The sequence below is a fragment of the Bacillus sp. YBWC18 genome, assembly GCF_002998775.1.
GTDB lineage: Bacteria > Bacillota > Bacilli > Bacillales > Bacillaceae > Bacillus.
In genome coordinates this window covers 220,543-245,435 of sequence record NZ_PVRI01000006.1, presented here as the reverse complement: position 1 = coordinate 245,435, position 24,893 = coordinate 220,543, and the positions used below count along the sequence as shown (strand labels likewise).

At 43.1% G+C, this 24,893-nt stretch carries 19 protein-coding genes and 2 pseudogenes; 17 read left to right on the top strand and 4 right to left on the bottom strand.

Annotated features, from left to right (window positions below):
• Window positions 1-18: 18 nt before the first annotated feature.
• Together C6348_RS16745 and ablB are read left to right on the top strand one after the other, a co-directional pair.
• Window positions 19-210, top strand: a complete 192-nt coding sequence (locus C6348_RS16745) for a hypothetical protein (RefSeq protein WP_066031222.1) — start codon at window positions 19-21, stop codon at window positions 208-210.
• A 22-nt stretch (window positions 211-232) separates the two neighbouring features.
• Window positions 233-1,078, top strand: a complete 846-nt coding sequence (gene ablB, locus C6348_RS16740) for a putative beta-lysine N-acetyltransferase (RefSeq protein ID WP_106043782.1) — start codon at window positions 233-235, stop codon at window positions 1,076-1,078.
• Here the strand turns inward: ablB and C6348_RS16735 are convergent.
• Window positions 1,073-2,731 carry a PucR family transcriptional regulator gene (locus tag C6348_RS16735; protein WP_034664756.1) on the bottom strand — a complete coding sequence of 553 codons (1,659 nt, stop codon included), beginning with the start codon at window positions 2,729-2,731 and terminating at the stop codon, window positions 1,073-1,075. The genes ablB and C6348_RS16735 overlap by 6 nt on opposite strands.
• Before the next feature lie 191 nt (window positions 2,732-2,922).
• On the opposite strand from C6348_RS16735, the gene C6348_RS16730 reads away from it, so the two are divergent.
• The 4 genes from C6348_RS16730 to C6348_RS16715 are packed head-to-tail and all read left to right on the top strand — an operon-like array spanning window position 2,923 to window position 6,907.
• Complete coding sequence (locus C6348_RS16730; RefSeq protein WP_066031219.1) at window positions 2,923-4,287, top strand: aspartate aminotransferase family protein; 1,365 nt, start codon at window positions 2,923-2,925, stop codon at window positions 4,285-4,287.
• A 12-nt stretch (window positions 4,288-4,299) separates the two neighbouring features.
• Window positions 4,300-4,986, top strand: a complete 687-nt coding sequence (locus C6348_RS16725; RefSeq protein ID WP_081311440.1) for a CoA transferase subunit A — start codon at window positions 4,300-4,302, stop codon at window positions 4,984-4,986.
• On the top strand, window positions 4,962-5,627 hold the full coding sequence (locus tag C6348_RS16720) for a 3-oxoacid CoA-transferase subunit B (RefSeq protein ID WP_066031218.1): 666 nt from the start codon (window positions 4,962-4,964) through the stop codon (window positions 5,625-5,627). Before C6348_RS16725 ends, C6348_RS16720 begins: the two co-directional genes overlap by 25 nt.
• Window positions 5,628-5,641: 14 nt before the next feature.
• The gene (locus C6348_RS16715) at window positions 5,642-6,907 is read left to right on the top strand and encodes a peptidase (RefSeq protein ID WP_106043781.1); all 1,266 of its coding nucleotides are present in this window, start codon (window positions 5,642-5,644) and stop codon (window positions 6,905-6,907) included.
• Window positions 6,908-6,947: 40 nt separating this feature from the next.
• Here C6348_RS16715 and C6348_RS16710 read toward each other — a convergent pair whose 3' ends face one another.
• Window positions 6,948-7,169, bottom strand: coding sequence for a YgaP family membrane protein (locus tag C6348_RS16710; RefSeq protein ID WP_060595694.1), 222 nt, complete (start codon window positions 7,167-7,169; stop codon window positions 6,948-6,950).
• A 124-nt stretch (window positions 7,170-7,293) separates the two neighbouring features.
• Between C6348_RS16710 and C6348_RS16705 the strand changes: the two genes are divergently transcribed.
• Window positions 7,294-9,036 carry an adenine deaminase C-terminal domain-containing protein gene (locus tag C6348_RS16705; RefSeq protein WP_106043780.1) on the top strand — a complete coding sequence of 581 codons (1,743 nt, stop codon included), beginning with the start codon at window positions 7,294-7,296 and terminating at the stop codon, window positions 9,034-9,036.
• Between the two features lie 551 nt (window positions 9,037-9,587).
• Complete coding sequence (locus C6348_RS16700) at window positions 9,588-9,902, top strand: YerC/YecD family TrpR-related protein (RefSeq protein ID WP_003214053.1); 315 nt, start codon at window positions 9,588-9,590, stop codon at window positions 9,900-9,902.
• A 236-nt stretch (window positions 9,903-10,138) separates the two neighbouring features.
• Here C6348_RS16700 and C6348_RS16695 read toward each other — a convergent pair whose 3' ends face one another.
• Entirely contained in the window at window positions 10,139-11,719 is a 1,581-nt protein-coding gene (locus tag C6348_RS16695) for an FMN-binding glutamate synthase family protein (protein WP_106038386.1), read from the bottom strand.
• A gap of 139 nt (window positions 11,720-11,858) precedes the next feature.
• On the opposite strand from C6348_RS16695, the gene C6348_RS16690 reads away from it, so the two are divergent.
• Window positions 11,859-12,089 (top strand): hypothetical protein, encoded by a 231-nt coding sequence (locus tag C6348_RS16690; protein WP_003214314.1) that lies wholly within the window; start codon window positions 11,859-11,861, stop codon window positions 12,087-12,089.
• On the opposite strand, the gene C6348_RS16685 is transcribed toward C6348_RS16690, so the two are convergent.
• On the bottom strand, window positions 12,070-12,492 hold the full coding sequence (locus C6348_RS16685; RefSeq protein ID WP_223251591.1) for a DUF2283 domain-containing protein: 423 nt from the start codon (window positions 12,490-12,492) through the stop codon (window positions 12,070-12,072). The two genes, C6348_RS16690 and C6348_RS16685, sit on opposite strands and share 20 nt — an antisense overlap.
• 270 nt (window positions 12,493-12,762) lie before the next feature.
• On the opposite strand from C6348_RS16685, the gene pcrB reads away from it, so the two are divergent.
• From pcrB to C6348_RS19315, 8 genes and pseudogenes are all read left to right on the top strand, one after another.
• Complete coding sequence (gene pcrB / locus C6348_RS16680) at window positions 12,763-13,455, top strand: heptaprenylglyceryl phosphate synthase (protein ID WP_106038388.1); 693 nt, start codon at window positions 12,763-12,765, stop codon at window positions 13,453-13,455.
• Between the two features lie 57 nt (window positions 13,456-13,512).
• Window positions 13,513-15,735: a DNA helicase PcrA gene (pcrA, locus tag C6348_RS16675; RefSeq protein ID WP_106031393.1), complete on the top strand. Its 2,223-nt coding sequence runs from the start codon at window positions 13,513-13,515 to the stop codon at window positions 15,733-15,735.
• A 44-nt stretch (window positions 15,736-15,779) separates the two neighbouring features.
• Entirely contained in the window at window positions 15,780-17,786 is a 2,007-nt protein-coding gene (gene ligA, locus C6348_RS16670; protein WP_106043779.1) for an NAD-dependent DNA ligase LigA, read from the top strand.
• Between the two features lie 15 nt (window positions 17,787-17,801).
• On the top strand, window positions 17,802-18,989 hold the full coding sequence (locus C6348_RS16665; protein WP_034664713.1) for a CamS family sex pheromone protein: 1,188 nt from the start codon (window positions 17,802-17,804) through the stop codon (window positions 18,987-18,989).
• 133 nt (window positions 18,990-19,122) lie between these two features.
• A complete protein-coding gene (locus C6348_RS16660) occupies window positions 19,123-20,322 on the top strand; it encodes an MFS transporter (RefSeq protein ID WP_061420850.1) in 1,200 nt (399 codons plus the stop codon).
• A gap of 91 nt (window positions 20,323-20,413) precedes the next feature.
• Window positions 20,414-21,703, top strand: a pseudogene (locus C6348_RS19325) (condensation domain-containing protein); the annotation flags it as partial.
• Window positions 21,698-22,975, top strand: a pseudogene (locus C6348_RS19320) (non-ribosomal peptide synthetase); the annotation flags it as partial. The pseudogenes C6348_RS19325 and C6348_RS19320, both read left to right, overlap by 6 nt.
• Window positions 22,952-24,883: a condensation domain-containing protein gene (locus tag C6348_RS19315; protein ID WP_411266112.1), complete on the top strand. Its 1,932-nt coding sequence runs from the start codon at window positions 22,952-22,954 to the stop codon at window positions 24,881-24,883. The pseudogene C6348_RS19320 and the gene C6348_RS19315, both read left to right, overlap by 24 nt.
• Window positions 24,884-24,893: the final 10 nt, after the last annotated feature.

Sequence of the window (24,893 nt, the reverse complement as noted above, 5' to 3'; positions counted from 1 at the left end):
AGTTGATGAGGAGGCAGTATGGTCATTCAAGGAATCATTCTATTTGCAATCGTATTACTTATTTTATTTGTCGTGTTCTCAAATCTCATCATGAATGAAGCAAGAAAGCAAAACAAAGTCAAAAAGAGATCAGCCATGATGTATATGAGCATGTCTATATTGGTGAGTATGGCGATTGTCTCATCCATTTGGAAGTTCTTTATTAACTGATTCATAAGAGAGGAATGAGTGTATGGTGCAATTGAAGAAACTTGCAAACGAGCGTTTTTCTGCCTTGATCTGTATTGATTCATTTAATGAGCGAATCCGTTTAGATGATTATAGCGGAAGGGTGCGGGATGTCATTCAGTCAGTTCTTCAGGAAGCGGCGGACTGCAAGGCTTCTAAGGTCATTGTGAAAGTAAGACGTGAGCATGTACCTCTTTTTTTAGAAAAAGGCTTTCGGCTTGAAGGGGTGTTTTCTCATTATTTCCTCGGAAGTGATGCGTACGGCATGTCGCTTTTTCTCACTGAGGATCGAATGAACAGTTCGTATTGGCTGGAGGAAGATAAGATCGTCGCATCCATTCAAGCGAAGGAGATGAAAAAAGACCAAGGCACATGGCAGGATGAGTATGTGATGAGGAAAGCCGATCCGAAGGATATTCACAAGCTGGCAAAGCTCTATGATACGGTCTTTGAAACGTATCCTACGCCAATGAACGAGCCAGATTATATCCAAAAGGTAATGGCGGAAGGGACTGTCTTTTATGTTGTTGAACATGACGGACACATTGTGAGTGCAGCATCCGCTGAAATCAATGCGCCGTATGGCCATGCGGAATTAACAGATTGTGCGACCCTTCCATCATACAGAAAACTAGGATTCATGCATCATTTGATTCTAGCACTTGAAAAAGAACTCCAGTCGATGCATATCTATGTCTTTTATTCTCTTGCACGTGCACTGTCCTATGGGATGAATCAAGTGTTTTATCAGCTCGGGTATACGTATACCGGGCGCTTCCAAAACAACTGCTATATTTTTGACAAAATTGAAGATATGAATCTATGGGTCAAAACGCCGAATGAATCATGAAATGGTTCTCATCTGATCAAGCAGACCAGATAGACGGTACGCCATGATACTGAGCTGCAGCTTCATCCGATCATCAGTGGATTTGAGGCTGCAGCCTGTTCTCGTTTCAATTTGTTTCAGCCGGTAGCTTAATGTATGTCTATGAATAAACAATTCTCCCGCAGATTTTTGAATATTTTCATTGTGTGCCAAATACACTTCGAGTGTATGGATCAGGTCAGCCCCTTGTTTTTTCGTATAAAGCAAAGGACTTAACAGCTCCACATAAAAATCATGCAAATTCATACCCGCTTCATTCATTTCAAGAAGCATGCCATATAAGCCGAGCTTTTGATAATGAATGATGCTTTCGTCTGTTTTTAAAAGCGGAAGGAGCCTTGCTGCATACTGCGCTTCCTTCGCGCTTTTTGCAAAGAGACTGATCTGGTCATAGGCTCTCCCGATACCAATGACAATCGGATGGACGGGAAAAAAATACGACCAAGTGCTCCGGCACTCCTCTGCTGCGCGATACCACTCCGCTTCTTGAAACGCTTTTTTTCCTGCGGGTGTCAGGACAAAAATGGAATCGAGCCTTGCCTTTAGTAAAAAGGGAATATGTCTGCGTTCAAATATCGATGTGAGTAATTGAGAGAGGCGCTGCATCATTTGATGATCGAGCTGTGTGTGCTGATGCTGGAATTGAAAGTAGATCACCACCTGCTCCTCGCTCATATCATATTGCAGCTTTGTTGCTTGTTCGACCACGTAGCTTTCTTCTGTATATTGCTGCTGCAAAATATCATCTAACAAATGTCCCTGCATTTGGTTTTCTGTATCTTGAATGGCCTTTTGCTTCAGCCATTCAATCGCATACACTGCCCCGGCATGCTCAATGGCAATCGCGTCGAGATGATGCCACGTATCCTTTTTCTTTAAAGACACAATAAATCCGAAAATATCCCCCATCGCAATCACCGGACATGCGGCGAGGACAAACGCTCCGCACGTGTCATAGACGAGCCGGCCTTTCTCCTCTGCCTGCTTAAGAAGGGGCATGGTTTCAATTGGTTCACGATCTGTCAGAAAGCCAAAGGCAGGAGAGTACGTCACTTCATCTTTGATGAGATGAGCCGCTGTTTGATGTAAAAAGACATCAAGCACGACGATGTTCGCTGCAGTGAGATGTGCCAGTTCATCTGTAATTTGCGTCACATTTTTATTCCTTACATTTAATTGGGTGAGTCTTTGATGAATCGCTGATGAATATTTAAGCTGATGGAGCTGACTGCTCACGATTTGTTCTAGGACGGCTTTTGTAATGTCTGAGAAATTGATGTGCGGCGGAATTTCGATGAGCGGAATGCCGCTATTTTTCGCCGCTTGAATGAGTGATGTTGGAATTTCCGTTAAGTATACGCCTTTATAAATGGCAATGGCTGAAAGCCTGTGAGATTGAATCAATTCCTCAAGCCGGGCGCGTCTTTCTTGATTGTCTGCAAGTCCAAAGCCTGTTGTGACGAGCAATTCCCCTTCGGAAAGTCTTGACGTGTCTTCGATGATTTCGACGATGGTCACCCATTGAATGAGTCGGTCCAGTCCATTTTCTCCAGCGAGCAGCTTTGTTCCCTTCATGATATCGAGCGAGAGTGCATCTTTGACGAGAATCGCCATAGACTCATGACCTCCTTTTGAACACTCTTATACACGATGTATAAAAAATGCGTGTGAAATTCGGGCATGTGGCGAATGGAGGATGACTGCCCTCTTGATTAAGCTAATCTTATAACAAGTATACAAAATTTTCTTGCGATTCATGAAAAAAGAAAGATGCAGCTGCTGACAAGAGAGGGAGGAATGGCAAAGTGGAGACCCGGGATTACTTAATCAAACCGATGTTGAATCAGCATTATCCTGTGGCTGTGAAAGGAGAGGGGATTTATTTATATGATCGGGACGGGAAAAAATATTTAGACGGCTCTTCGGGGGCTGTCACGGCAAGTATTGGACATGGCATACGTGAGATCATTGATGCCATGACAGAGCAAGCGGAAAAAGTGAGCTTTACGTACAGATCGCAATTCACAAATGAACCAGCAGAAGAACTTGCCTATGAATTGAGTACGCTTTGCCCAGGTAACCTGAACTGGTCTTTTTTTGTCGGAAGCGGATCAGAGGCAACGGAAACTGCTATGAAAATTGCTATTCAGCATTGGCAGGAGCAGGGGAAGGCTGAGAAAAATCACATTATCTCAAGATGGATGAGTTATCACGGCATCACACTCGGTGCGCTGTCGATGTCAGGACATATTGCAAGGAGAGAGCGCTTTGAACCATTGCTCGAAAAGCACCCGGTGCTGTCTCCGCCATATAGCTATCGTTCATGGCTGCCAAAGGAAGAGGTCAAGCAGGTCGAATGGTATGTCCAGGAATTTAAAACCGTCATTCAGCGTATAGGAAAAGAGAGGATTGCCGCTTTTATTGCAGAGCCGATTGTTGGAGCATCGGGAGCGGCGCTTGTACCGCCAGACGGATATTTTGAAGCGATGAAGCGTGTCTGTGAGGAAAACGATATTTTAATGATTGCAGACGAAGTCATGACAGGCTTTGGACGAACTGGGAAAATGTTTGCGATGGAACATTGGGGCGTCGTACCAGATATTATGGTTCTCGGCAAAGGCATGAGTGCCGGCTATTCACCGATTGCGGCAGCCGTCTCAGCAGATCATGTTATCGCACCGATTCTGAGCGGTTCAGGTTCTGTGATGGCAGGTCACACCTATAGCGGCAATCCGCTTTCAGCAGCCGTCTCACTAGCCGTCATACGATATATGAAAAAACATCAGCTTCCTGAACGAGCGGATCTGTCTGGCCGATATTTAATGAATGCTTTAAAGGATTTGCAAACAAACCATTTCATCATAGGAGATGTGAGAGGAAAGGGACTGCTCATTGGCATTGAGTTTGTCGCAGACCGCTTATCGAAAACACCATTTCCTGCCCATGCTCAAATGACGCATTTAGTCGTTGAGACGGCCAAGCAAAATGGCTTGCTTGTTTACCCAGCAAGCGCTGGAGAGGATGGAGTGGGAGGTGCAGCGGTCATGATTGCACCGCCGCTTTCCATCACGCAGCAGGAGATGGATGAACTCATTCAATTATTTGAGCAGACAATCACGCAGGTCGAACAAGAAGTCATCAACCGAGGGTTTTTCCCATCTGCGATGTAGGGAGGAAAGATGATGAACAAAACAGCGAATGTTGATGAAGTGATCACGCATTTTAGGGACGGCATGACCATCATGTTTGGCGGGTTTGGCGGCGTAGGGTCCCCGCCATCATTGATCGACGCCATCCTAGAAGCCAATATTAAAGATCTGACATTGATCGGAAACGATGCAGGCTTCCCGCAAATAGGTGTTGGCCGGCTGATCACAGAAGGAAGAGTCAAGAAGATCATTGCTTCTCATATTGGCTCAAATCCAATAGCCGGACAGAAAATGCAGGCAGGTACACTAGACGTTCATTTTTACCCGCAAGGCATTCTAGCAGAAAAAATTCGAGCAGGCGGGATGGGCTTGGCAGGCATTGTGACAGATGTCGGCATGGATAGCCTCAATCTCGATGAGAAGCAGCTCGTTCCGCTAAACGGGAACACATATATCCTTGAGCCTGCGCTAACAGCGGATATTGCCATTGTGAATGCCCTCAAAGCAGACGAAGCAGGAAATCTGATTTTTGATAAAAGTGCACGGAATACAAACCCGATTGTGGCGATGGCAGGAGACTGGACCATTGCGGAAGTGGAAGAGATTGTGCCTGTGGGCAGTCTTCATCCAGAAGAAATCGTGACACCAGGGGTATTTGTGAACCAGATCGTGCAATCAAAAGGAGTGAACTGGACATGGGCATGGGAGACATCGATTTAAGACACCGCATAGCCAAACGCGCGGCGCAGGAAATTGAAGATGGTATGATCGTCAATCTAGGGATCGGCATCCCGACACTTGCAGCTGAATACATCCCAGCGCATTACAGGGTGTGGCTGCATGCAGAAAACGGCATTATGGGGGCAGGAGCCTCACCAGCACAAGGAGAAGAAGATCCGAATTTGTGCAATGCAGGCGGTTTTCCCATTACATTAACAAAAGGCGGTTCATACATGGACAGCACGACAGCTTTTGGCATCATTCGGAAAGGTATGCTTGATATGACCATTTTAGGTGCACTTGAAGTAAGCAGTCAGGGTGATCTTGCGAATTGGATTGTGCCGGGCAAACGAGTACCGGGGATGGGCGGAGCGATTGAGCTTGCGCAAAAGGCGAAAAAGGTTGTGGTGGTGATGAGCCACCTTGATAAACACGGTGAGTCAAAGGTGAAATCTGCCTGTACACTGCCCTTAACCGCTAAGTCTTGTGTGGATCTGATTATTACGGATATGGCAGTCATTGAGGTCAAATCACAGCTGCTCATTTTACGTGAAGTCATGCCGCCGTTTCAGCCGGAAGATGTCATAAGGGCGACAGAGGCCCCATTAATTTTAGCGCCTGATGTCAAATCTGTTGTGTAGAAAGGATGACTGACTTGCAGCCAATTACACGGATCAGAAGCTGGATGAGAGAGCACCAAGATGAAGCGATTGCGCTTCTTCAGCAAATGGTGCAATGTGAAAGCACCCAAGGGAATGAACAAGATGTGCAGCAAATTGTAGCAAATAAGCTTTCCGCAATTGGTTTTGATGTAGATGTATGGGACATTGGCGGAGAAGACCTGCTGGAACATCCGTATTTCTATTCCCCGAGGCGTTCCTTTAAAGGAAGTCCCAATGTCGCCGGACGATTGAAGGGGAAAGGCGGCGGCAAATCCATTTTATTAAATGGGCACGTGGATGTTGTTCCAGCAGGAGATACGAAACAATGGACATATCCGCCCTACAGCGGGCATATCATAAACGGGAGACTTTATGGACGCGGGGCAACAGATATGAAAGGCGGAAATGTTTCTTTACTCTTCGCACTAGAGGCACTGCATGCGCTTCAGATTCCGCTGAAAGGAGATGTTGTGTTTCATAGTGTCGTCGAAGAAGAAAGCGGCGGTGCAGGCACCCTTGCAGCCATAATGAGAGGGTATACAGCAGATGCGGCCATCATTCCAGAACCAAGTCATATGAAAATCTTTCCGATTCAGCAGGGATCTAAGTGGTTTAGACTGCATATTAAAGGAAGGGCAGCTCATGGCGGAACAAGATATCACGGCGTTTCCGCTATTGAAAAAAGTATGATCGTTCTTACGCATATAGCGGCACTTGAAGAAGAACGAAATCAGCGCATCACCGAGCCGTTATTTCAGCATATCCCAATTCCGATCCCCATCAATATAGGGAAAATTCAAGGCGGTGATTGGCCGTCCTCTGTAGCAGATCTGGTCACAATGGAGGGAAGACTTGGTGTGATGCCAGGTGAGACGGTTGAGCAGGCAGAGAAGGAACTAGAAAATTGGATGATGGGACTTGGGGAAAAGGATGAATGGTTCAAAGAGCATCCTGTCGAGGTTGAATGGTTTGGTGCTAGATGGCTTCCAGGCTCAATCGATACGGACCATCCACTTTTAGGTCTATTGAAGGAACAATATGAAGCAGTCAAGAAGGAGCCGCCAAAGATCGAAGCCGCTCCTTGGGGAACAGACGGCGGATTACTGTCACAGGCGGCAGGTATCCCGATCATTGTATTCGGACCTGGAACAACGGAACTTGCCCATTTTCCGAATGAATCCATCGACATTGAGCATGTGATTGAAGCAGCAGAAATTATCGCAGGTACGATGGTGGAATGGTGTGAAGCAGCGGAGTGATGAAAGAGGCGGAAAATAATTACAAAAAAAGAAGGCTGTCTCACTCAGCCTTCTCTTTATGTGTGTCCTGCTGCTCACACATATACGTCACTGGACAAAAACGAAGAATGCCAGATGCCAGTTTCATCCCGCCACACATGATGCTGAAAAGCAGCATTTTACTCCATGGTTTTCTAGCATATAAAGAACCAGCCACAGTACATATTGTCATTCCGCAGGCAATTCGAATGAGCGCTTCCATTAAGCCGAGATTAGGTTTCATTGAAGGTGAATCTCCTTTTTTAAATATTTTAAGTGTGATTTCAAGAAATTGTAACGTTTCATTAATGCGTAACGTGGTTCGTTATGTTACGATAGTGCTAATACAAATGAAGGAGAGTATGTGAATGTCCGAACGTACTTTTAATTGGAGAAACAATGACATCCGCACACAAATCGATGTAGTCGACTCAAAAATAGTTCCAACACTCCTTTTAATGAATGGACTCGTGCTAAACCCATTTTTGAAACAATGGGTGAAGGCAAATATTTGGATACATGATGATCGAATTGTTTATGTCGGAGCAGAGCTTCCTCAAAATAAATCAGCTAAACGTGTGATTGATTGTGAAGGGAAATACATTGTGCCTGGGTATATAGAGCCTCACGCGCATCCGTTCCATATTTATAATCCCCAATCACTTGCAGAATATGTGTCTCAATTTGGCACAACAACGATGGTCAGCGATAACTTATTTCTTCTTTTGCAGAGCAATGAAAAGAAAGCGCTTTCCACTCTGTGTGAATTAAAACAGCAGCCATTTCAGTATTTCTGGTGGTCTAGATACGATCTTCAGACTGAAGTCAGATATGAAGATGAGATGCTTCCTATCAACTATCGCAAGGAATGGATTGATCATCCTGATGTCCTTCAAGGCGGCGAATTAACAAGCTGGCCAAGATTGATGGACGGTGATGATCTCATTTTATATTGCATGCAAGAAACGAAGAAGCAGAGAAAACGAATTGAAGGGCATTTCCCCGGAGCTTCCGAGAAAACGCTAACAAAAATGAAGCTGTTTGGCGCGGACAGTGATCATGAAGCGATGAATGCGGACGATGTGCTAAAACGCTTGTCCCTTGGCTACCATGTCTCACTTCGTCATTCTTCCATCCGCCCAGATTTAGTGAACATTTTAAGAGAACTGCACGAGCGTGATTTTAGACACTATGATCACTTTTTCTATACAACAGACGGAGCTGCGCCTCATTTTTATGAGGAAGGTATGATTAATCGTTTGATTTCAATTGCCCTTGAAGAAGGCGTGCCTATCATTGATGCGTATAATATGGCGACATTTAACATTGCAAAATACTATCAAATTGATGACCTATTAGGTGTTGTCGGTCCCGGCCGGCTGGCTTCTTTGAATATTTTAGATGATCCGATGAACCCAAATCCTGAAACGGTGATATCTAAAGGGGTTATTCTCAAATTAGATGGCGAGAACCAGCATCAATTTCAAGAAACTAAATGGAAAAATGGCGGGCTTGTTCCATTAGATTTAGGCTATGATCTGACGATGAGTGATTTGCAATTTTCCATGCCGCTAGGTGTCAAAATGAGAAATGCTGTCATCATGGAGCCTTATACAGTGGAGATTGATAACTCGGTGAACCAGCTGTCCTGTGACCATGATCAAAGTTTCTTTAGCCTGATTGACCGAAAAGGCGAGTGGCGTGTGAATACGATGCTTAAAGGTTTTGCAAATAAAGTGCAGGGCTTTGTCAGCTCATTTTCGCTCACGGGTGACATTTTAGTGATTGGGAAAAATAAAGAGGACATGATGCTGGCACATAAGAGAATGAAAGAAATCGGCGGGGGGATCGTCCTCACAGAGAACGGGAAAATTTTGCACGAAATCCCGCTGCAATTATCAGGCTGTGCATCGGCTGAACCGTTTGAGACTGTTCTTCAGCAGATACAAACATTACGCGAGCTGCTCATTGAGCGAGGCTATCCATTTGATTGCCCAATTGATACACTTGTCTTTTTCCAAAGTACACATTTGCCGTATATTCGAGTGACACCAAGAGGAATATTTGATGTCATGAAAAAAACTGTACTCTTTCCGTCTATAATGCGTTAAAATATAACAGAGTGGAGCTGTATCATCTTTGCCACATTTCTGACAGCTGTTATAGGGCAGAAGTGAGCAATGGATCTCTTCGCTGCCATGTAAGTGAAAATGCTTATGTGGAGTTGTTGAAGCAGAGGGCTTTGACATGACGAGTGAAATGCCCTAATTGAAAAATGAATCTGTCGGTTACGCTGGCCGACCAACATATTTTGAATAATTGAGCGAGGCGGGGCGCATGTTTGTGGTCTCGCCGAGCTTTCCGCACAACCTGTATTTTAGGGCATACCTAATCAAGCAGAAGTGATCTTGATATCGGAAGCAAACAAGTTTGTCAGATTGTCGTACAAGGAAAATGACAGAACTTGTCGAATTTGTATACGATAAAGAAGCTTCGGCTTACGAAAGAACTGACGGCATTTCCAGCGTAGAACCAAACCTGTCATGATTCGTTCAAAGCTCATTGCTGAGGTTGAAAAAAATTAGTCAGGAAAGATACCGCTTTTCTTCATAGAATGTCGTGCGAAGCGGTGTGCCAATAGTAAAGGAGAAGATGTATAAAGATGCAAATTGATAAATTAAGGGGCAAAAGCTTAGATCAGTTATTCAACTCCATCTTATCCCTTAAAGACCTGGAAGAATGCTATCGATTCTTTGATGATTTGTGTACCATCAATGAAATCCAATCTTTATCACAGCGTCTTGAAGTAGCGCGTATGCTTCGCGAGGGGAACACGTATCATAAAATTGAGACGGAAACAGGTGCGAGCACCGCAACCATCTCACGTGTCAAACGCTGCTTGAACTACGGAAATGATGCCTATACGATGGCACTTGACCGCGTAGCAGAACAGCAGGCAAATGACGAAACAAAATAAAACAGCCTTCACTGTAAACAATCCTTTTCAACAAGAATGGAGTTGTTTACAGTTTTTTTATGAAGAGCGCTGAAAAGACAAGCAAGGACTGGCTGAATCAAGCGGTCCTGTTTTTTATTTTAGCTCGCCTATAACCTCACGCATCCTCCATCTCCTATCATTTGTCTAAGTTCTTTAAACGCGATTGAGCCAAAATGTCAACGAAAAAAAGGTGCGAAAACGCACCTTTTCTCAAACTAGACAGATGGCTGTGTCTCTGAAAACATCGGCACTTCACTTGTCTGACCATTTTCTTGTCTGTAGATAATATGTTTCTCATTAAAATGAATGGGAGATTCAATTCCAGCGGCTGCGGATAAATTAAACAAGCCTTCTCTTAGAGAAAGGATATAATTGCAGACTCGGTATTTCTTTTCTTCAATTGATAAACCCTTTTGCAGCTTTGGATCCGTTGTGGCGACCCCGACTGGGCATTTATTCGTGTGGCACACTTGTGCGCGAATGCATCCGACTGAAAACATGAGTCCCCGTGCGATATTTACAAAGTCAGCACCCATGGAAAGGGCAATCGCAATTTTATCAGGTGAGAGAAGTTTGCCGGAAGCAAAGAGTTTTACCTGATCTCTGACACCGTATTCTTTCAATATTTGATGAACCATTGGGAGCGCCGTGAAAATGGGCAGCCCTGCGGAATCTGCCAATTCATGAAAGGACGCCCCAGTGCCGCCTTCTCCGCCATCCACTGTAATGAAATCAGGATGCTTTCCGCTTTTTTTCATATACGCTGCAAGCTCTTCAATGTTTTCTTTATGTCCGACAACAAGCTTGATGCCGACAGGCTTTCCGCCTATACTTCGCAGCTGTTCAATGAAATCAAACATATCAGGAATGGAGTGGAACATCTCAAATCGGTTTGGGCTGTCAATGGATTGATGGGGCGGCAATTTACGGATATTCGCAATTTCTTCGGTGACCTTTTCGCCGTCAATATGACCGCCGCGTGTTTTTGCTCCTTGTGCCAGCTTCAGCTCAAAGGCTTTGACTTCCTCGTGCTCGCTTTTTTTCTTAAATTCGTCAAAGGAGAAAGCACCATCCTCTGTTCTCACGCCAAATAGACCGGGCCCAATCTGGCAAATGATATCGGCTCCGCCTTTGAGGTGATATGGGGAAAGCCCGCCTTCACCTGTGTTCATCCACGTACCGCCGGCCATTTTTAATCCGGAGGATAGTGCTGTAATGGCCCTGTCGCCTAAAGAGCCGTAGCTCATGGCAGACTGACCAATCAGGCCTTTTACACGGAAAGGCTTTTGACATGTGTGTTCGCCAATCACTTGTACATCGTCTTGATGGAGATAGTAAGGTTTTGCTTCGACCTCTTTGATATGTTCACTTCTTCGCAGTAAATTGTCTTGATCAATCTGATACACTTTTGTATGGATTTTTTCAGATTGATCGATCCGTAATTCATCTCGCTGTTTTGGAAACAGGACGTTGCGGATATAATAACCAGGCTTGTCAAAATCACGTTTTGATCCAAAGCCCATCGTCCGGTTTTTGTACTTCCCAGACATGACAGCTTGCTCGTATTCTCTTCTCGAGAAAGGAAGCTCCTCTCGATCATTCAGAAACAGATATTGACGAAGCTCAGGTCCTATTTTTTCAAAAATAAACCGCAGTTTTCCAATGACCGGATAATTTCGCAGGACAGAATGCTCTTCCTGTTTTTCATCTCGCATCCAAATCCAGATGAATAAAATGATTGGTATGATGAAACAAATCACTAATAGTGCGCCAATGACAATGAAAGTTGTTGTCACGAAGATCCCCTCTTTTCTCTTTCATTGCTGTTGTTATTCCACTTTTCATTGAAAGAGAAACCACTTCAACATATGGTGACGTTTAGAAATGAAAAGGCGGGGTAACTTACAAATAAGATCATAAGGGGAGGGAACATACATGAATAAGCGTCCGAATGCGTATGTACTTGCAGGATTAGGGGTTGGTGGTGCTGTGTTATTAGCAGTAAAAAATAAACAGCATCTCAAAAAATGGGCAAGCATGTTCCGCTCAGATGAAAAGATTCCTGAAAAAGCTGGACACCCTGATCCGTTAGATATTCAAGACAACAAGATGGTCGATGAAGGGGCCATGACATCCGTCCATTATTTCAATGAAGTGAGACAATAGTTTGGAAAAACCGTTTTGACCATTCAAAACGGTTTTTTCTTGTCTTCCTTTTGACGTTATATCGAAGAGGATTGACAATCGTAAAACCGATCAGCCCTTTGTGATCAGGCGTCGAGAATTGAAATTCAATGCCTGACAAATGATAGGTTGAGAGAACTTCCTGATCCGTAAAACGTAACGAAAGCTCGTCCTCATAAACGGGTGCAAGCTTCAAAACCTCGGCTTCTTCTGCAAATAACTCCAGACCAGTCACTCGGCCCTCTTTATCAATATCTGCATTCACACATTCATTTACGTCTAATTCAATGGTTTCTTTGATTGTCCCGATTCTAGGCGGGATGAGATAGATGTAACCGATGTCGATCGTTTGATCATATGTGATGGTTCTTTTCAAATCATTCACCTGCTTATTAGATAGTAAAATGTTCCTTTATTGTATAATATCATGTGATGAGACGAAGCAGCTCGCATTTCAGTTCAGTATTAATATATTTATCTCCCTCAGTCCTCTTGAAGTGGATCTTCACATAGTCTCCATTAGCCTCATCTAGAGTTAAAATCGTCCATTTTCAAAAGAATGAAACTTTTAGCTGAAGGAGGTTACCCATTTTTTGCGGTCACTGATTTTGTTATAATATTTAAATGGAATGAAACGAATGGAGGAACGTTTTTCATGTATGATGTTACCGAGTGGAAGCATGTCTTTAAACTCGATCCAAATAAAGAAATATCCGATGAACAGCTGGAGGCGATTTGTGAATCTGGTACGGATGCCATATTGATTGGCGGCAGTGACAATGTGACAGAGGACAATGTGCTCCAATTGATGTCAAAGGTCCGCCGATTTCTTGTGCCATGTGTGCTCGAAATCTCAACACATGAGATGATTGTGCCGGGCTTCGATCTGTATTTCATCCCGACCGTCTTAAACAGCTCTCATCCTGATTGGATTGTTGGGCTTCATAAGGACGCGATGAAGGAATTCGGTGATTTGATGTCAATGGAAGAGATCGTGCCTGAAGGCTATGTTATTTTAAATGAAGAGTGTAAAGCGGCCAAGCTCACAGAGGCAAATACAGCGCTGGACATCGATGACGTAAGGGCATATGCAAGAGTGGCAGAGCATTTGATGAAGCTGCCCATTTTTTATCTAGAATACAGCGGAACGCTTGGAGACATAGAGCTTGTGAAAGAAACAAAAGCAGTGCTTCATGAAACGGTCCTTTTTTATGGCGGGGGCATTGAAAACGCGAAGCAGGCAGAAGACTTTGCGCAGTATGCGGACGTGGTTGTTGTAGGAAACGTCATTTATGACAATTTCAAAGAAGCATTAAAGACAGTTGACGCAGTCAAAAAGTCATCATAGTCAAACAAGACGAAACGGGTTAAAATAGAACATAAGTTCGAATTGGCGGTGAATGGAATGAATGAAATATCGAATCATCTATTAGAAGGGCTGAATGACGCGCAGAAAGAAGCGGTCAAAGCAACAGATGGACCTTTATTATTGATGGCAGGAGCAGGAAGCGGAAAGACACGGGTGCTCACACATCGAATTGCCTACTTAATGGCCGAAAAGCATGTGGCTCCGTGGAACATTTTAGCGATTACGTTTACAAATAAAGCAGCACGTGAAATGCGTGAGCGTGTACAAGCCATTTTAGGGCCTGGTGCCGATGACATTTGGATCTCTACGTTCCACAGCATGTGTGTGCGCATTTTACGACGCGATATTGACCGTATTGGTGTAAATCGCAACTTCTCTATATTAGACACATCTGATCAGCTTTCAGTCATAAAAAATATTCTAAAAGAACGAAATATCGATCCTAAAAAGTTTGATCCACGCAGCATTTTAGGTTCAATCAGCAGTGCAAAAAACGAACTCATAGACGCAGAGGAATATGCCAAAACAGCCGGTGATTTCTATGATCAAGTGGTCAGCGACGTCTATACAGATTATCAAAAACGATTACTCAAAAACCAGTCACTCGATTTTGATGATCTTATTATGATGACGATTCGTCTGTTTGAACGGATCCCTGAAGTATTAGAACACTATCAGCGGAAATTCCAATACATTCATGTCGATGAGTATCAGGATACGAACAGAGCACAGTACATGCTTGTGAAACTGCTCGCTCAGCGTTTTCAAAATATATGTGTGGTGGGTGACTCGGATCAGTCCATTTACCGCTGGCGCGGAGCGGATATTACAAACATTCTCTCCTTTGAAAAAGATTATCCGTCCAGTGAAGTGATTCTGCTTGAGCAAAATTACAGATCGACTAAACGTATTCTGCATGCCGCAAATACAGTCATCCAAAACAATGCGAACCGTAAGCCGAAAAATCTTTGGACAGAAAATGATGAAGGAGCGAAGATAGCCTATTACCGTGCAGATAATGAATTCGGTGAAGGTCAATTTGTTGCTGGAAAGATTCATCAGCTTCATCAGAGCGGTAAGCGTAAATTATCCGATTTTGCGATTCTTTATCGAACCAATGCCCAGTCTCGTGTCATAGAGGAAACATTATTGAAGTCAAACATTCAATACAACATTGTCGGCGGCACGAAGTTCTATGACAGAAAAGAGATCAAGGACATTTTGGCTTACTTACGCCTAGTAGCTAACCCAGATGACGACATTAGCTTTGCACGTATTGTCAACGTACCAAAGCGTGGAATCGGTGCGACATCTGTTGATAAAATCGCAGCATATGCGGAGATGAATGACCTGTCTATGTTTGAAGCGCTTGGTCAGGTAGATTTCATTGGACTCAGTGCAAGGGCAGCCAATGCGCTTGATGAGTTCAAACAGCTCATTGATCAAATGACGAACATGCAGGATTATTTATCTGTCACAGAATTAACAGAAGAAATCCTAGAGAAAACAGGCTATCGTGAAGCACTGAAGGTTGAAAAAACGATTGAAGCACAAAGCCGTCTAGAAAATATTGACGAGTTTCTCTCCGTCACTAAGAACTTTGAAGAACAAAATGAAGACAAGTCTCTCGTGACTTTCCTGACAGATCTCGCCCTCGTCGCAGACATTGATAAGCTGGATGAGAATGAGGAAGAAGATCAGGATGCCGTCATCTTAATGACTCTTCATGCTGCAAAAGGTCTAGAATTCCCTGTTGTTTTCTTAATGGGCATGGAGGAAGGTGTTTTCCCGCACAGCCGTTCATTAATGGAAGATGCAGAGATGGAAGAAGAGCGCCGCCTTGCCTATGTAGGCATCACACGGGCGGAAGAAGAGCTTTATTTATCAAGTGCCAAGATGAGAACACTCTTCGGCCGGACAAACATGAACCTTGAATCAAGATTCATTCGAGAAATACCAGCTGATTTATTGGACAACCTAAATGAGAAGAAAGAAACGAAAACACCGTTTGGCCAAACAAGAGAAAGACCGCAAAGACGGGGACCTGTCTCACGTCCGCAAACTCAAACCATTCAAAACACAGGCGGCGGAAGTATTGGCTGGGCTGTGGGCGATAAAGCGGCACATAAAAAATGGGGCGTTGGAACGGTTGTGAGTGTAAAAGGCAGTGGAGACAGCACAGAGCTTGATATTGCCTTCCCAAGCCCTACAGGCATTAAGCGTCTTCTCGCAGCATTTGCGCCAATTGAGAAGCAATAAACCGATAGCACTTATAAAACGGATGAATTGAAAGGAAGAAGCAGATGGATAAAGAAGCAGCGAAACGCCGGATCGAGGAACTGCACCAGATTTTGAATCAATACAACTACGAATATCATACACTTGATCGTCCAAGTGTTCCTGACGCTGAATATGATGCGCGGATGCGTGAGCTGATCTCTTTAGAGGAAGAGCACCCTGATTTAAAAGCAGCGGACTCCCCTTCACAAAGAGTAGGAGGCGCTGTGTTAGACGCCTTCCAAAAAGTGCGTCACGGCACACCGATGCTCAGCCTCGGGAATGCGTTTAATGAACAGGACCTTCTTGATTTTGACCGACGGGTTCGTCAAGCAGTTGGTGACAATATCGCATACAATGTCGAGCTGAAAATTGACGGACTCGCTGTTTCTCTCCGTTATGAAAACGGTGTGTTTGTCCGAGGTGCCACGCGTGGAGATGGGACAACGGGTGAGGATATTACTGAAAACCTCAAAACCATTCGTTCCATCCCGCTCAAAATCAAACGTCCTCTGTCGATTGAAGTGAGAGGCGAGGCATTTATGCCAAAACCTTCTTTTGAAGCATTAAACGAAAAAAGATTACAAAACGAAGAAGAGCCGTTTGCGAACCCGCGTAATGCGGCTGCAGGCTCGCTTCGTCAGCTTGATACGAAAATTGCGGCGAAACGAAACCTTGATATCTTCGTCTACAGTATAGCGGAGCTTGATGAAATCGGTGTTGAATCGCAAAGCGAGGGACTTGATCTTCTCGACGAACTTGGCTTTAAAACGAACAAAGAAAGACGGATGTGCCACACGATTGAAGAAGTGATCGACCTCATTGAAACATTGAAAACGAAGCGTGCCGATTTTTCATATGAAATCGATGGAATTGTGATCAAAGTCGATTCGTTAGCTCAGCAGGAAGAGCTCGGCTTTACAGCAAAAAGTCCCCGCTGGGCGGTTGCGTACAAGTTTCCGGCTGAAGAGGTCGTAACGAAGCTGCTTGATATTGAACTAAGTGTAGGGCGTACAGGCGTCATCACACCAACGGCGATTCTTGAACCTGTCAAAGTAGCAGGGACGACAGTGCAGCGTGCTTCTCTTCATAATGAAGATTTGATCAAAGAAAAGGATATTCGCCTTTTTGATCAAGTGATTGTGAAAAAAGCGGGCGATATTATTCCGGAAGTCGCAGGCGTACTGATCGATCAGCGTACAGGAGAAGAAAAGCCGTTTCACATGCCGACTGAATGCCCAGAGTGTCATAGTGAGCTGGTGAGAATTGAAGGCGAAGTGGCTTTGCGTTGCATCAATCCAGAATGCCCTGCTCAAATACGTGAGGGACTCATTCACTTTGTTTCCCGTAATGCAATGAACATTGATGGGCTTGGCGAGCGGGTCATTACACAGCTTTTCCAAGAACAGCTTGTCTCTCGTGTGTCCGATCTTTACCGATTAACGAAAGAAGAGCTCATTCAGCTTGAGCGAATGGGCGAAAAATCTGTCGACAATTTACTGCGTTCGATTGAGCAATCGAAAGAAAACTCTCTAGAGCGTTTACTATTTGGACTCGGTATACGATTTATTGGCTCTAAAGCGGCAAAGACCTTGGCGATGCATTTCGGCGACATCGATCAATTAAAGCAAGCGACGAAAGAACAATTACTCGAAGTCGATGAAATCGGTGAAAAAATGGCTGATGCTGTCGTCACGTACTTTGAGAAAGAAGAAATACTCAACCTGCTAAATGAACTAAAAGAGCTTGGGGTCAATATGACCTACACAGGGCCAAAGCCGGTGAAGGCAGAAGAAAGTGATTCCTATTTTGCAGGCAAAACCATTGTGCTGACAGGGAAATTAGAAGAAATGGCCCGAAACGATGCAAAAGCAGCGATCGAAGCATTAGGCGGCAAGCTGGCAGGTAGTGTGAGTAAAAAAACAGATTTAGTCATTGCCGGAGAAGCAGCGGGAAGTAAGCTGACAAAGGCAGAAGAACTCAATATTGAAATTTGGGACGAAGCTAAAATGCTTGAGGAGCTAAAGAAATAAGAGGAGTGTTTTCTATTGAAAAAGTTGTTATTGCTGCTGACAATGCTCACACTGGTATTGTCAGCGTGTGCACCTTTTGGGGGAAAGGAAGAAGAAGAGGTCACACAAAAAACGGATGAAACGAAGGAAACAGCCATCATCCCGATGTACAATATCTCTGACTCCTATTACAAAATGGTGCTGCCGTTTAAACAAGGGGCTGCGCGAGGATTAACAGCAGAGCGTCTCAACACACGCCTGGACATCGATGAATTTGAAACAGGACTTATGCGCCTTGCAACAGAATCATTTAATACAAACGACTATCTTTTCCAAGAAGGACAGCATTTAGATGAGGACACCGTTCTCAACTGGCTGGCGCGCAAAAAAACAGGCAGTGATCTGAAAAAGGCAGAAAAAGAAGATAAAGACTTTAAGAATCTCGGCTTAAACCCAGCTCTTCCAAGCTCAGGTTCAACAAAGTCTAAAAATGAAAATAGTCCAATTTACTTAGCTTCGATGCTAGAACATAATTACTTAATTCGAAAAGATAAAAACAGCTTACAGCTTGGCGGAGTTGTCATTGGTCTTGCACTGAACTCTGTTTATTATTACCGTGAAAATATCGGTGATCCGCAGCAAGAAGTGACGATCGATTCATCGAAAAATTCAAAGAAACTATTGTCGGAAGGCGAAAAAATTGCTGAACAAGTGATCAAACGAATTCGTCAAATGGATGGACTGCAAAAAGTGCCTGTCATGATTGCCCTTTATAAGCAAGCACCAAAATCATCTATCGTTCCAGGAAACTTTATCGCCAAAACGGATGTGAAAGCAGGCTCAGCTGATATCGGCAATTGGGATACGATCAAAGAGGAGAATGTCTTCTTCCCTTCAGATAATGCGAAAGGCAACTACAAAGATGATTCCGAGCGATTTGACCGCTTCAAAACAAAAGTCGAAGACTACTTCCCGAATTACACTGGTGTCGTAGGAAAAGGCTTTTACAAAAACGGCAACCTGCAAAAAATGAAAGTCGAAATTCCAATGCAGTTCTACGGAAAAACGGAAGTTGTAGCCTTCACGCAATATTTAACAGGTGAAGTCATGGATTACTATAAGAGTACCAATATCGAAATTAACATCACATCTTCTGATCAACAAGAAGCCCTGATCACGAAAAATGCTGAAGACAAAGAACCAACTGTTCATATATATGACTAAATAAAAACCGCCTTTTGGCGGTTTTTTAAATTAGGTAAAATTTATCAAGTTATGAAAATATTGTTATAAAAAGTAGAAGTGTAGAAAATAATGTATTATTATGGGTGATAATGAAGAGAAAATGGAGATCAATATGAAAAACAAATCATTTTACTTTTTATTAGGGGGACAATCCCTAGCTAATTTTGGGGATTCGTTATATGTCCTCGTTCTGACCATCCTGACATATCAATTAACAAATTCTACACTGATTGCTTCAATGGTGGCTGTTTCGCAGTTTGTTGGACAAGCCCTTGGAGCGGTACTCATTCCTTTCTTTATGTATCAATTTAAGCTGAAAAGACTCATTATCTATTTGCAAATGTGTCAAATTGCTTTCTTCGGTTGCTTGATTTTCATTTATATTCTACAACTATCAACTTTTACTATTCCTTTCTTTTTTATCATTGTATTTTTCCTGTCTTTGATAGATGGAGGAACCATTCCTGTTCGAAATTCGATGATCCCGCGTTTAGTAGAAAAGAACTTTTTACTAAAAGCCAATAGTTATATCTTAACTTCTGATCAAATTGTTCTTTTACTAGGCTGGCTTTTAGGAGGGCTGTTTATTGGTATTCTTGGACCGCAGTTTCTCCTATTGACGACACTTGTTTTATACAGTTTGTCGCTCATATCTATGCTCTTTATGATTGATACTGGGGCTGCAGCTAAACATGAGCAACAGTCTGAATCATTTGCTACAAGGGTCTTTTCAGGGTGGAAGCTCATGTATGAAAAGCCAACTATTCGAACATTAACGGTTTTAGAAATGCTATCCATGAGCGGTAGAAGTATCTGGACTGGAGCCATTATCCTTGTGTATGTCACAGAAGTCTTACACCAGCCTGAAACATGGTGGGGCTTTATTAACGCAAGCTATTTTGGCGGAACCATTCTAGGCGGCCTGCTCGTGCTGCGGTTCGCAAAGCATGTGGAACAGCGTTTGTTTGATCACATTTTTTACAGTTCGGTGATCGTAGCTGTGCTAACCCTTTGCTTAGGATTGAATCATTCAGCATGGATGAGTTTGTTGTTTGTCTTTTTATTAGGGCCAGCTTTTCAGCTTCGCAGCATTTCCATTCGTACCTATGTACAAGATACACTGAGTGAAATTGAATTGCCCAAAATACTGTCAGCTCAACATACACTATCAACTTTTATATACGGAATGTCCATCCTCGTTATGAGCACCATGACCGATCTCTTTGGGGCAAGAGTCGTCTTTTTTATAAACGTTGCCCTGTTTACTGTGTCGGCTTTCCTAGCGTCTAGATTAAAAAATGAACAAATTTAGACATTTTATCTCAATTATTTACAAAAATACCGTTATATGATTTAATATGTTCGTAGAAATGTTAACTATATGAAAAGTAGAGGTGGCGTAATTGACTAGTAGTTTAGTATATTGGCCATTAACACATCCGCAGCGGCGCGTGATGAACATGGAAACATTTTATCCAGAAACACCGATCAATCATATTGGCGGTATCATTTTCGTCAATGGGCCGTTGCAGCTTGATAAACTGAAGCAGGCCATTGCATCTTGTATCATGATGACAGAATCTCTTCGTCTCAAGCTAGTAGAGAAAGATGGTGAGACGCTTCAATACGTTGATCCAAACGCCGATAATCCAATTCCTGCCTATGAGTTTTCCACACATGAAGACATGCTAGAATGGGCCGAAAAAGCCTTCAAAACACCATTTCAATTAACAGAAACCCCTCTCGCCGAATTTGCTGTATTAAAAGTCGGTGAACAACAATCCGGTTATTTCATCAAATGCCATCATACAGTAGCAGATGGATGGTCGATGAAAGTAATCATCGATAAAATTAGCCAGCTTTACACTGCTCTTACCCAAAGCTCCTCTATTGAACAAGAAGCAGATAATCATTCTGTATTTATTGTTAAAGAATCAAAATATATGAACTCCCCAAGATTTAAAAAAGATCAGCAATTTTGGAAAGAAGCATTATCTGATGTGTCTGATAGTTATTTGGTACAGGGAACTGACCAAATCAAAGGCCATCGGCACAGCCATTATCTTGATCGACAACTCTCAGAACGAATCTATGAATTTATAGATACCCATCATTGTTCAATCAACTCTTTATTTACTTTAGGACTCTTCGTTTATTTGCATAAAAGATATCAGCAAAAAGATTTTATTATTGGGACGCCAGTTCTCAATCGTTCCGGACAAAAGGAAAAAGCCACGTCCGGTATGACCGTCAGTACAATGCCATATCGAATGAAGATTGATCCTCATCTCTCTTTGTTAGAAAGTCTGACAGACGTTCAAAAAAGCTATAAGGCTTACTTCCTGCATCAGCGTTATCCCTATGATGCACTTGTCAAAGATTTAGAGCTTGCCAAAGCAGGATATAATCAGCTTTTTCAAATCTATATCAACTCCTACAGCACAAATATGGTGCAGGAGATGGAAGGATACAAAGTTGATTACATAGAGCTTTACAATGGCTTCCAGCCATATGGCTTACAAGTTGCTGTGAAAGAATGGGATGAAAAAGGGCAAATCGAGCTTCAATATGACTACAAGATCTCAGATTACAGCAATGAAGACATCGACTTTCTACACGAAAGAATGCTTCTCTTTGTCGAAACCATACTCGCTCAGCCAAAGCAGCTGTTAAAAGACGTACTTCTTATGACAGAAGACGAGGAACATCGAGAGCTATATCAATGGAACGACACAGGCGTGCTATTTCCACAGAAACAAAAAATCCATGAATTGATCACAGACATGTCAAAGACTTCTCCTGATCGAATCGCGATTCAGGACGGATCTTGTATCATGACATACGGTGAACTTGAGAGAAAAACCAATCAAATGGCTCATTTCCTACAAACACATGGCTTACAGAGACATGACTTTGTTGCAGTATGTATGAATCATTCACCAGAACTTATTGTGCTGCTGCTGGGGATTTTAAAGGCTGGAGGTGCATATGTTCCGATTGATCCTGAGTATCCGCAGGAACGCATTCAGTTTATTTTGGATGATAGCCAGGCAAAACTGTTTTTCACAGATCACGCATCTGCATACCATTTTAATGGCGGTACGTACAATATCTACAACGTGTGGGATCAGTTGGCTCAGTATGATGCGGAACATCCATTCATTGGGGATGCTGAAGACGTCGCATATATGATTTATACGTCTGGCTCTACAGGACAGCCAAAGGGAGTCATGATTGAGCACAGAAGCTTAGTGAACTATATTATGTCTGCCAAAACACACTATACTGATTCACCAGATGATCATTTTGCCTTGTATTCATCCATTGCATTTGATTTAACTGTGACATCCATTTATACGCCATTGGTCATTGGCAGTACAGTGGTGATCTATCGTCAAGAGGAACAGCCAGTCTTTTTATTAGAACATATTTTGTTTGATCAAAAAGCAAAAGTCATCAAGCTGACACCAGCTCATATGGCACTGTTAACAGATGCTGCACTTTCTCAATCAGTTGTAAAACGGATGATTGTGGGCGGAGAACAATTATCGACCGCTTTGGCCAAAAGAATCACAGAGGCAAGTGATGGAAGGATATCCATCTTTAATGAATATGGACCAACTGAAGCAACCGTTGGCTGTATGATTCATCAATTCTATCAAGATGATGGGGGGACATCTGTGTCAATTGGTGTGCCAATGCCAAATACAGAGATTTACCTTTTAGATGAGAATCAGCAAGCCGTGCTTCCTGGGACAGTAGGAGAAATCTATATTTCAGGTGCGGGTGTTGGCAGAGGGTATTGGCAAAGACCTGATTTGCAAGAATCGCGCTTTCTGCCCAATCCATTTGTAAGCGGTCGCCGCATGTATCGAACAGGTGATATAGCCAAACGAGCAAATGATGGAAAGATTGATTACATTGGCAGGATTGATCATCAAATCAAGCTGCGAGGCTACCGGATTGAGCTGGGTGAAATTGAACTTGCACTTATGGCACTTGAAGAAGTTGATAAAGCAGCTGTCATTGATCTAACCGATGAATCTGGAGAAAAACAGCTGGCTGCTTATATTGAATTGAAAGAAAAAGAGCTGACGTCCTTTTTACTTAGAAAGAAATTATCAGATCAGCTTCCAGCTTATATGGTACCTGCCTATTTTGTTGTACTAGATGAGCTCCCGCTTACTCAAAACGGAAAAATCAATCGGCCAGCACTGCCTGATCCATTGCTGTCTCAAGTGGAAACAGCCGTTGAATGGTCCAAGGAAACAGCGGACATTGAAGAGATCATAGTAGATACAGCAAAAGACATCTTAGGGCATGAAACGATCGAACCGGCTGATCATTTTTATCAGCTTGGCGGTGACTCCATTAAGGCGATTCAATTTATTGCGAAGTTAAAAGACAAAGGACTCTATTTAAAAACCAAAGATCTTTTTACGTATCCCATTTTTCGAGAAATGGCACAAGTCGTTCAGCAGGAACCAGTCTTACATATTTCACAAGAGCAGGCTGCGGGCGATGTGAAATCGATCCCAATCATCGAATGGTTCTGGTCCCAGCGGTTAAAAGATGAACATTTTTGGCATCAATCCATCATTGTTCATTCAAAGAAAAAGATGGATGAAAGAATCGTGCAGGATGCTTTAAAAGAGCTGGTCATTCATCACGACGGATTAAGGTTAAAAGTACATGAGGCAACTAACACACTCTATTATGATGAAGACATTCATGATATTCCGCTGATGATACACGATTTCACGGCATTGTCAGAAGAGAATGTGGAAGAAGCGCTAAAAGATGTAGGGTGTCAGGTCAAGCAAAGGACTCATCTTTATCAAGGACCATTGATTCAGGCAGCGCTTTGTCAAACTGCTTTTCAATCACATCTCATTTTTGCCGCCCATCATCTTTTAGCTGATGGTATGTCATGGCAAATTCTTGTGGAGGACTTGATTCAATTATTGCTTGCAGAGAAGGTTACAGCAGAAATGCTTCCTTCTAAAACCCATTCCTATCAAACATTTACAGAGCGGATGAACCAGTATGCAGTATCAGAGGATGTAAAAGAGTCGTTCAGCTATTGGCAAAAAGCGGTGCAGCATATTCAGCCTCTGTATCAAGTTTCTTCAAATGAGGGATATGTCAGAGACGAAGTCAAATTAACCAAGGCATTATCAGTGGAGCTCACGGATCAATTGATCAATCAAGCGAATCAAGCGTATCAAACGCAGCCTCACGAACTGTTAATTTCAGCCTTGACGCAAGCCTGTTATCAGCAAACGAATCAAAAGCGGATTTCTTTGGAATTAGAAGGTCATGGCAGGGATGCTGTGGAGGAAGATATTGATGTATCTAGAACGTTCGGCTGGTTCACCACCATGTACCCTGTGAATGTTCATGTGTCTGAATCTCTCTCAGATCACATACGGGCTGTCAAAGAAACGATACGTGAAGTGCCAAATAAAGGTGCAGACTATGGGCTGCTCTCACTCATCAATAGGCAGCTTCCTGATCATTCAGCGCCGCAATTACGCTTTAACTATCTAGGTGAAATTGATCAGGTGCTGAAACAATCATCTGATTATGAGATGACTTACTTTACATCGGGGATTGATTCGTCATTGGATAATCCGTTAACAACCGTCATCGATATGGTCGCTACCATCAAGGGCGGCCAGCTGATATTCCATCTTTCTTTTAGCGCAAAACAGCTGTGTGAAACAGACATGACGCGGCTATTACAAGAGGTAGAGCGGCAAATTGAGCGTTTGGTACAGCATTGCTTAGAGAAAGAAGGAATCGAATTTACACCGTCTGATTTTGAAACAGTGGATATGTCTCTTGAAGAAATGGATTCATTATTTACATGAGGAAAAATCA

Excerpts from the sequence above, each read along its gene's own strand:
- C6348_RS16745 (WP_066031222.1), top strand. The coding sequence starts at position 19 with ATGGTCATTCAAGGAATCATTCTATTTGCAATCGTATTACTTATTTTA.
- ablB (WP_106043782.1), top strand. The coding sequence starts at position 233 with ATGGTGCAATTGAAGAAACTTGCAAACGAGCGTTTTTCTGCCTTGATC.
- C6348_RS16735 (WP_034664756.1), bottom strand. The coding sequence starts at position 2,731 with ATGGCGATTCTCGTCAAAGATGCACTCTCGCTCGATATCATGAAGGGA.
- C6348_RS16725 (WP_081311440.1), top strand. The coding sequence starts at position 4,300 with ATGAACAAAACAGCGAATGTTGATGAAGTGATCACGCATTTTAGGGAC.
- C6348_RS16720 (WP_066031218.1), top strand. The coding sequence starts at position 4,962 with ATGGGCATGGGAGACATCGATTTAAGACACCGCATAGCCAAACGCGCG.
- C6348_RS16710 (WP_060595694.1), bottom strand. The coding sequence starts at position 7,169 with ATGAAACCTAATCTCGGCTTAATGGAAGCGCTCATTCGAATTGCCTGC.
- C6348_RS16705 (WP_106043780.1), top strand. The coding sequence starts at position 7,294 with ATGTCCGAACGTACTTTTAATTGGAGAAACAATGACATCCGCACACAA.
- C6348_RS16700 (WP_003214053.1), top strand. The coding sequence starts at position 9,588 with ATGCAAATTGATAAATTAAGGGGCAAAAGCTTAGATCAGTTATTCAAC.
- C6348_RS16690 (WP_003214314.1), top strand. The coding sequence starts at position 11,859 with ATGAATAAGCGTCCGAATGCGTATGTACTTGCAGGATTAGGGGTTGGT.
- pcrB (WP_106038388.1), top strand. The coding sequence starts at position 12,763 with ATGTATGATGTTACCGAGTGGAAGCATGTCTTTAAACTCGATCCAAAT.
- pcrA (WP_106031393.1), top strand. The coding sequence starts at position 13,513 with ATGAATGAAATATCGAATCATCTATTAGAAGGGCTGAATGACGCGCAG.
- ligA (WP_106043779.1), top strand. The coding sequence starts at position 15,780 with ATGGATAAAGAAGCAGCGAAACGCCGGATCGAGGAACTGCACCAGATT.
- C6348_RS16660 (WP_061420850.1), top strand. The coding sequence starts at position 19,123 with ATGAAAAACAAATCATTTTACTTTTTATTAGGGGGACAATCCCTAGCT.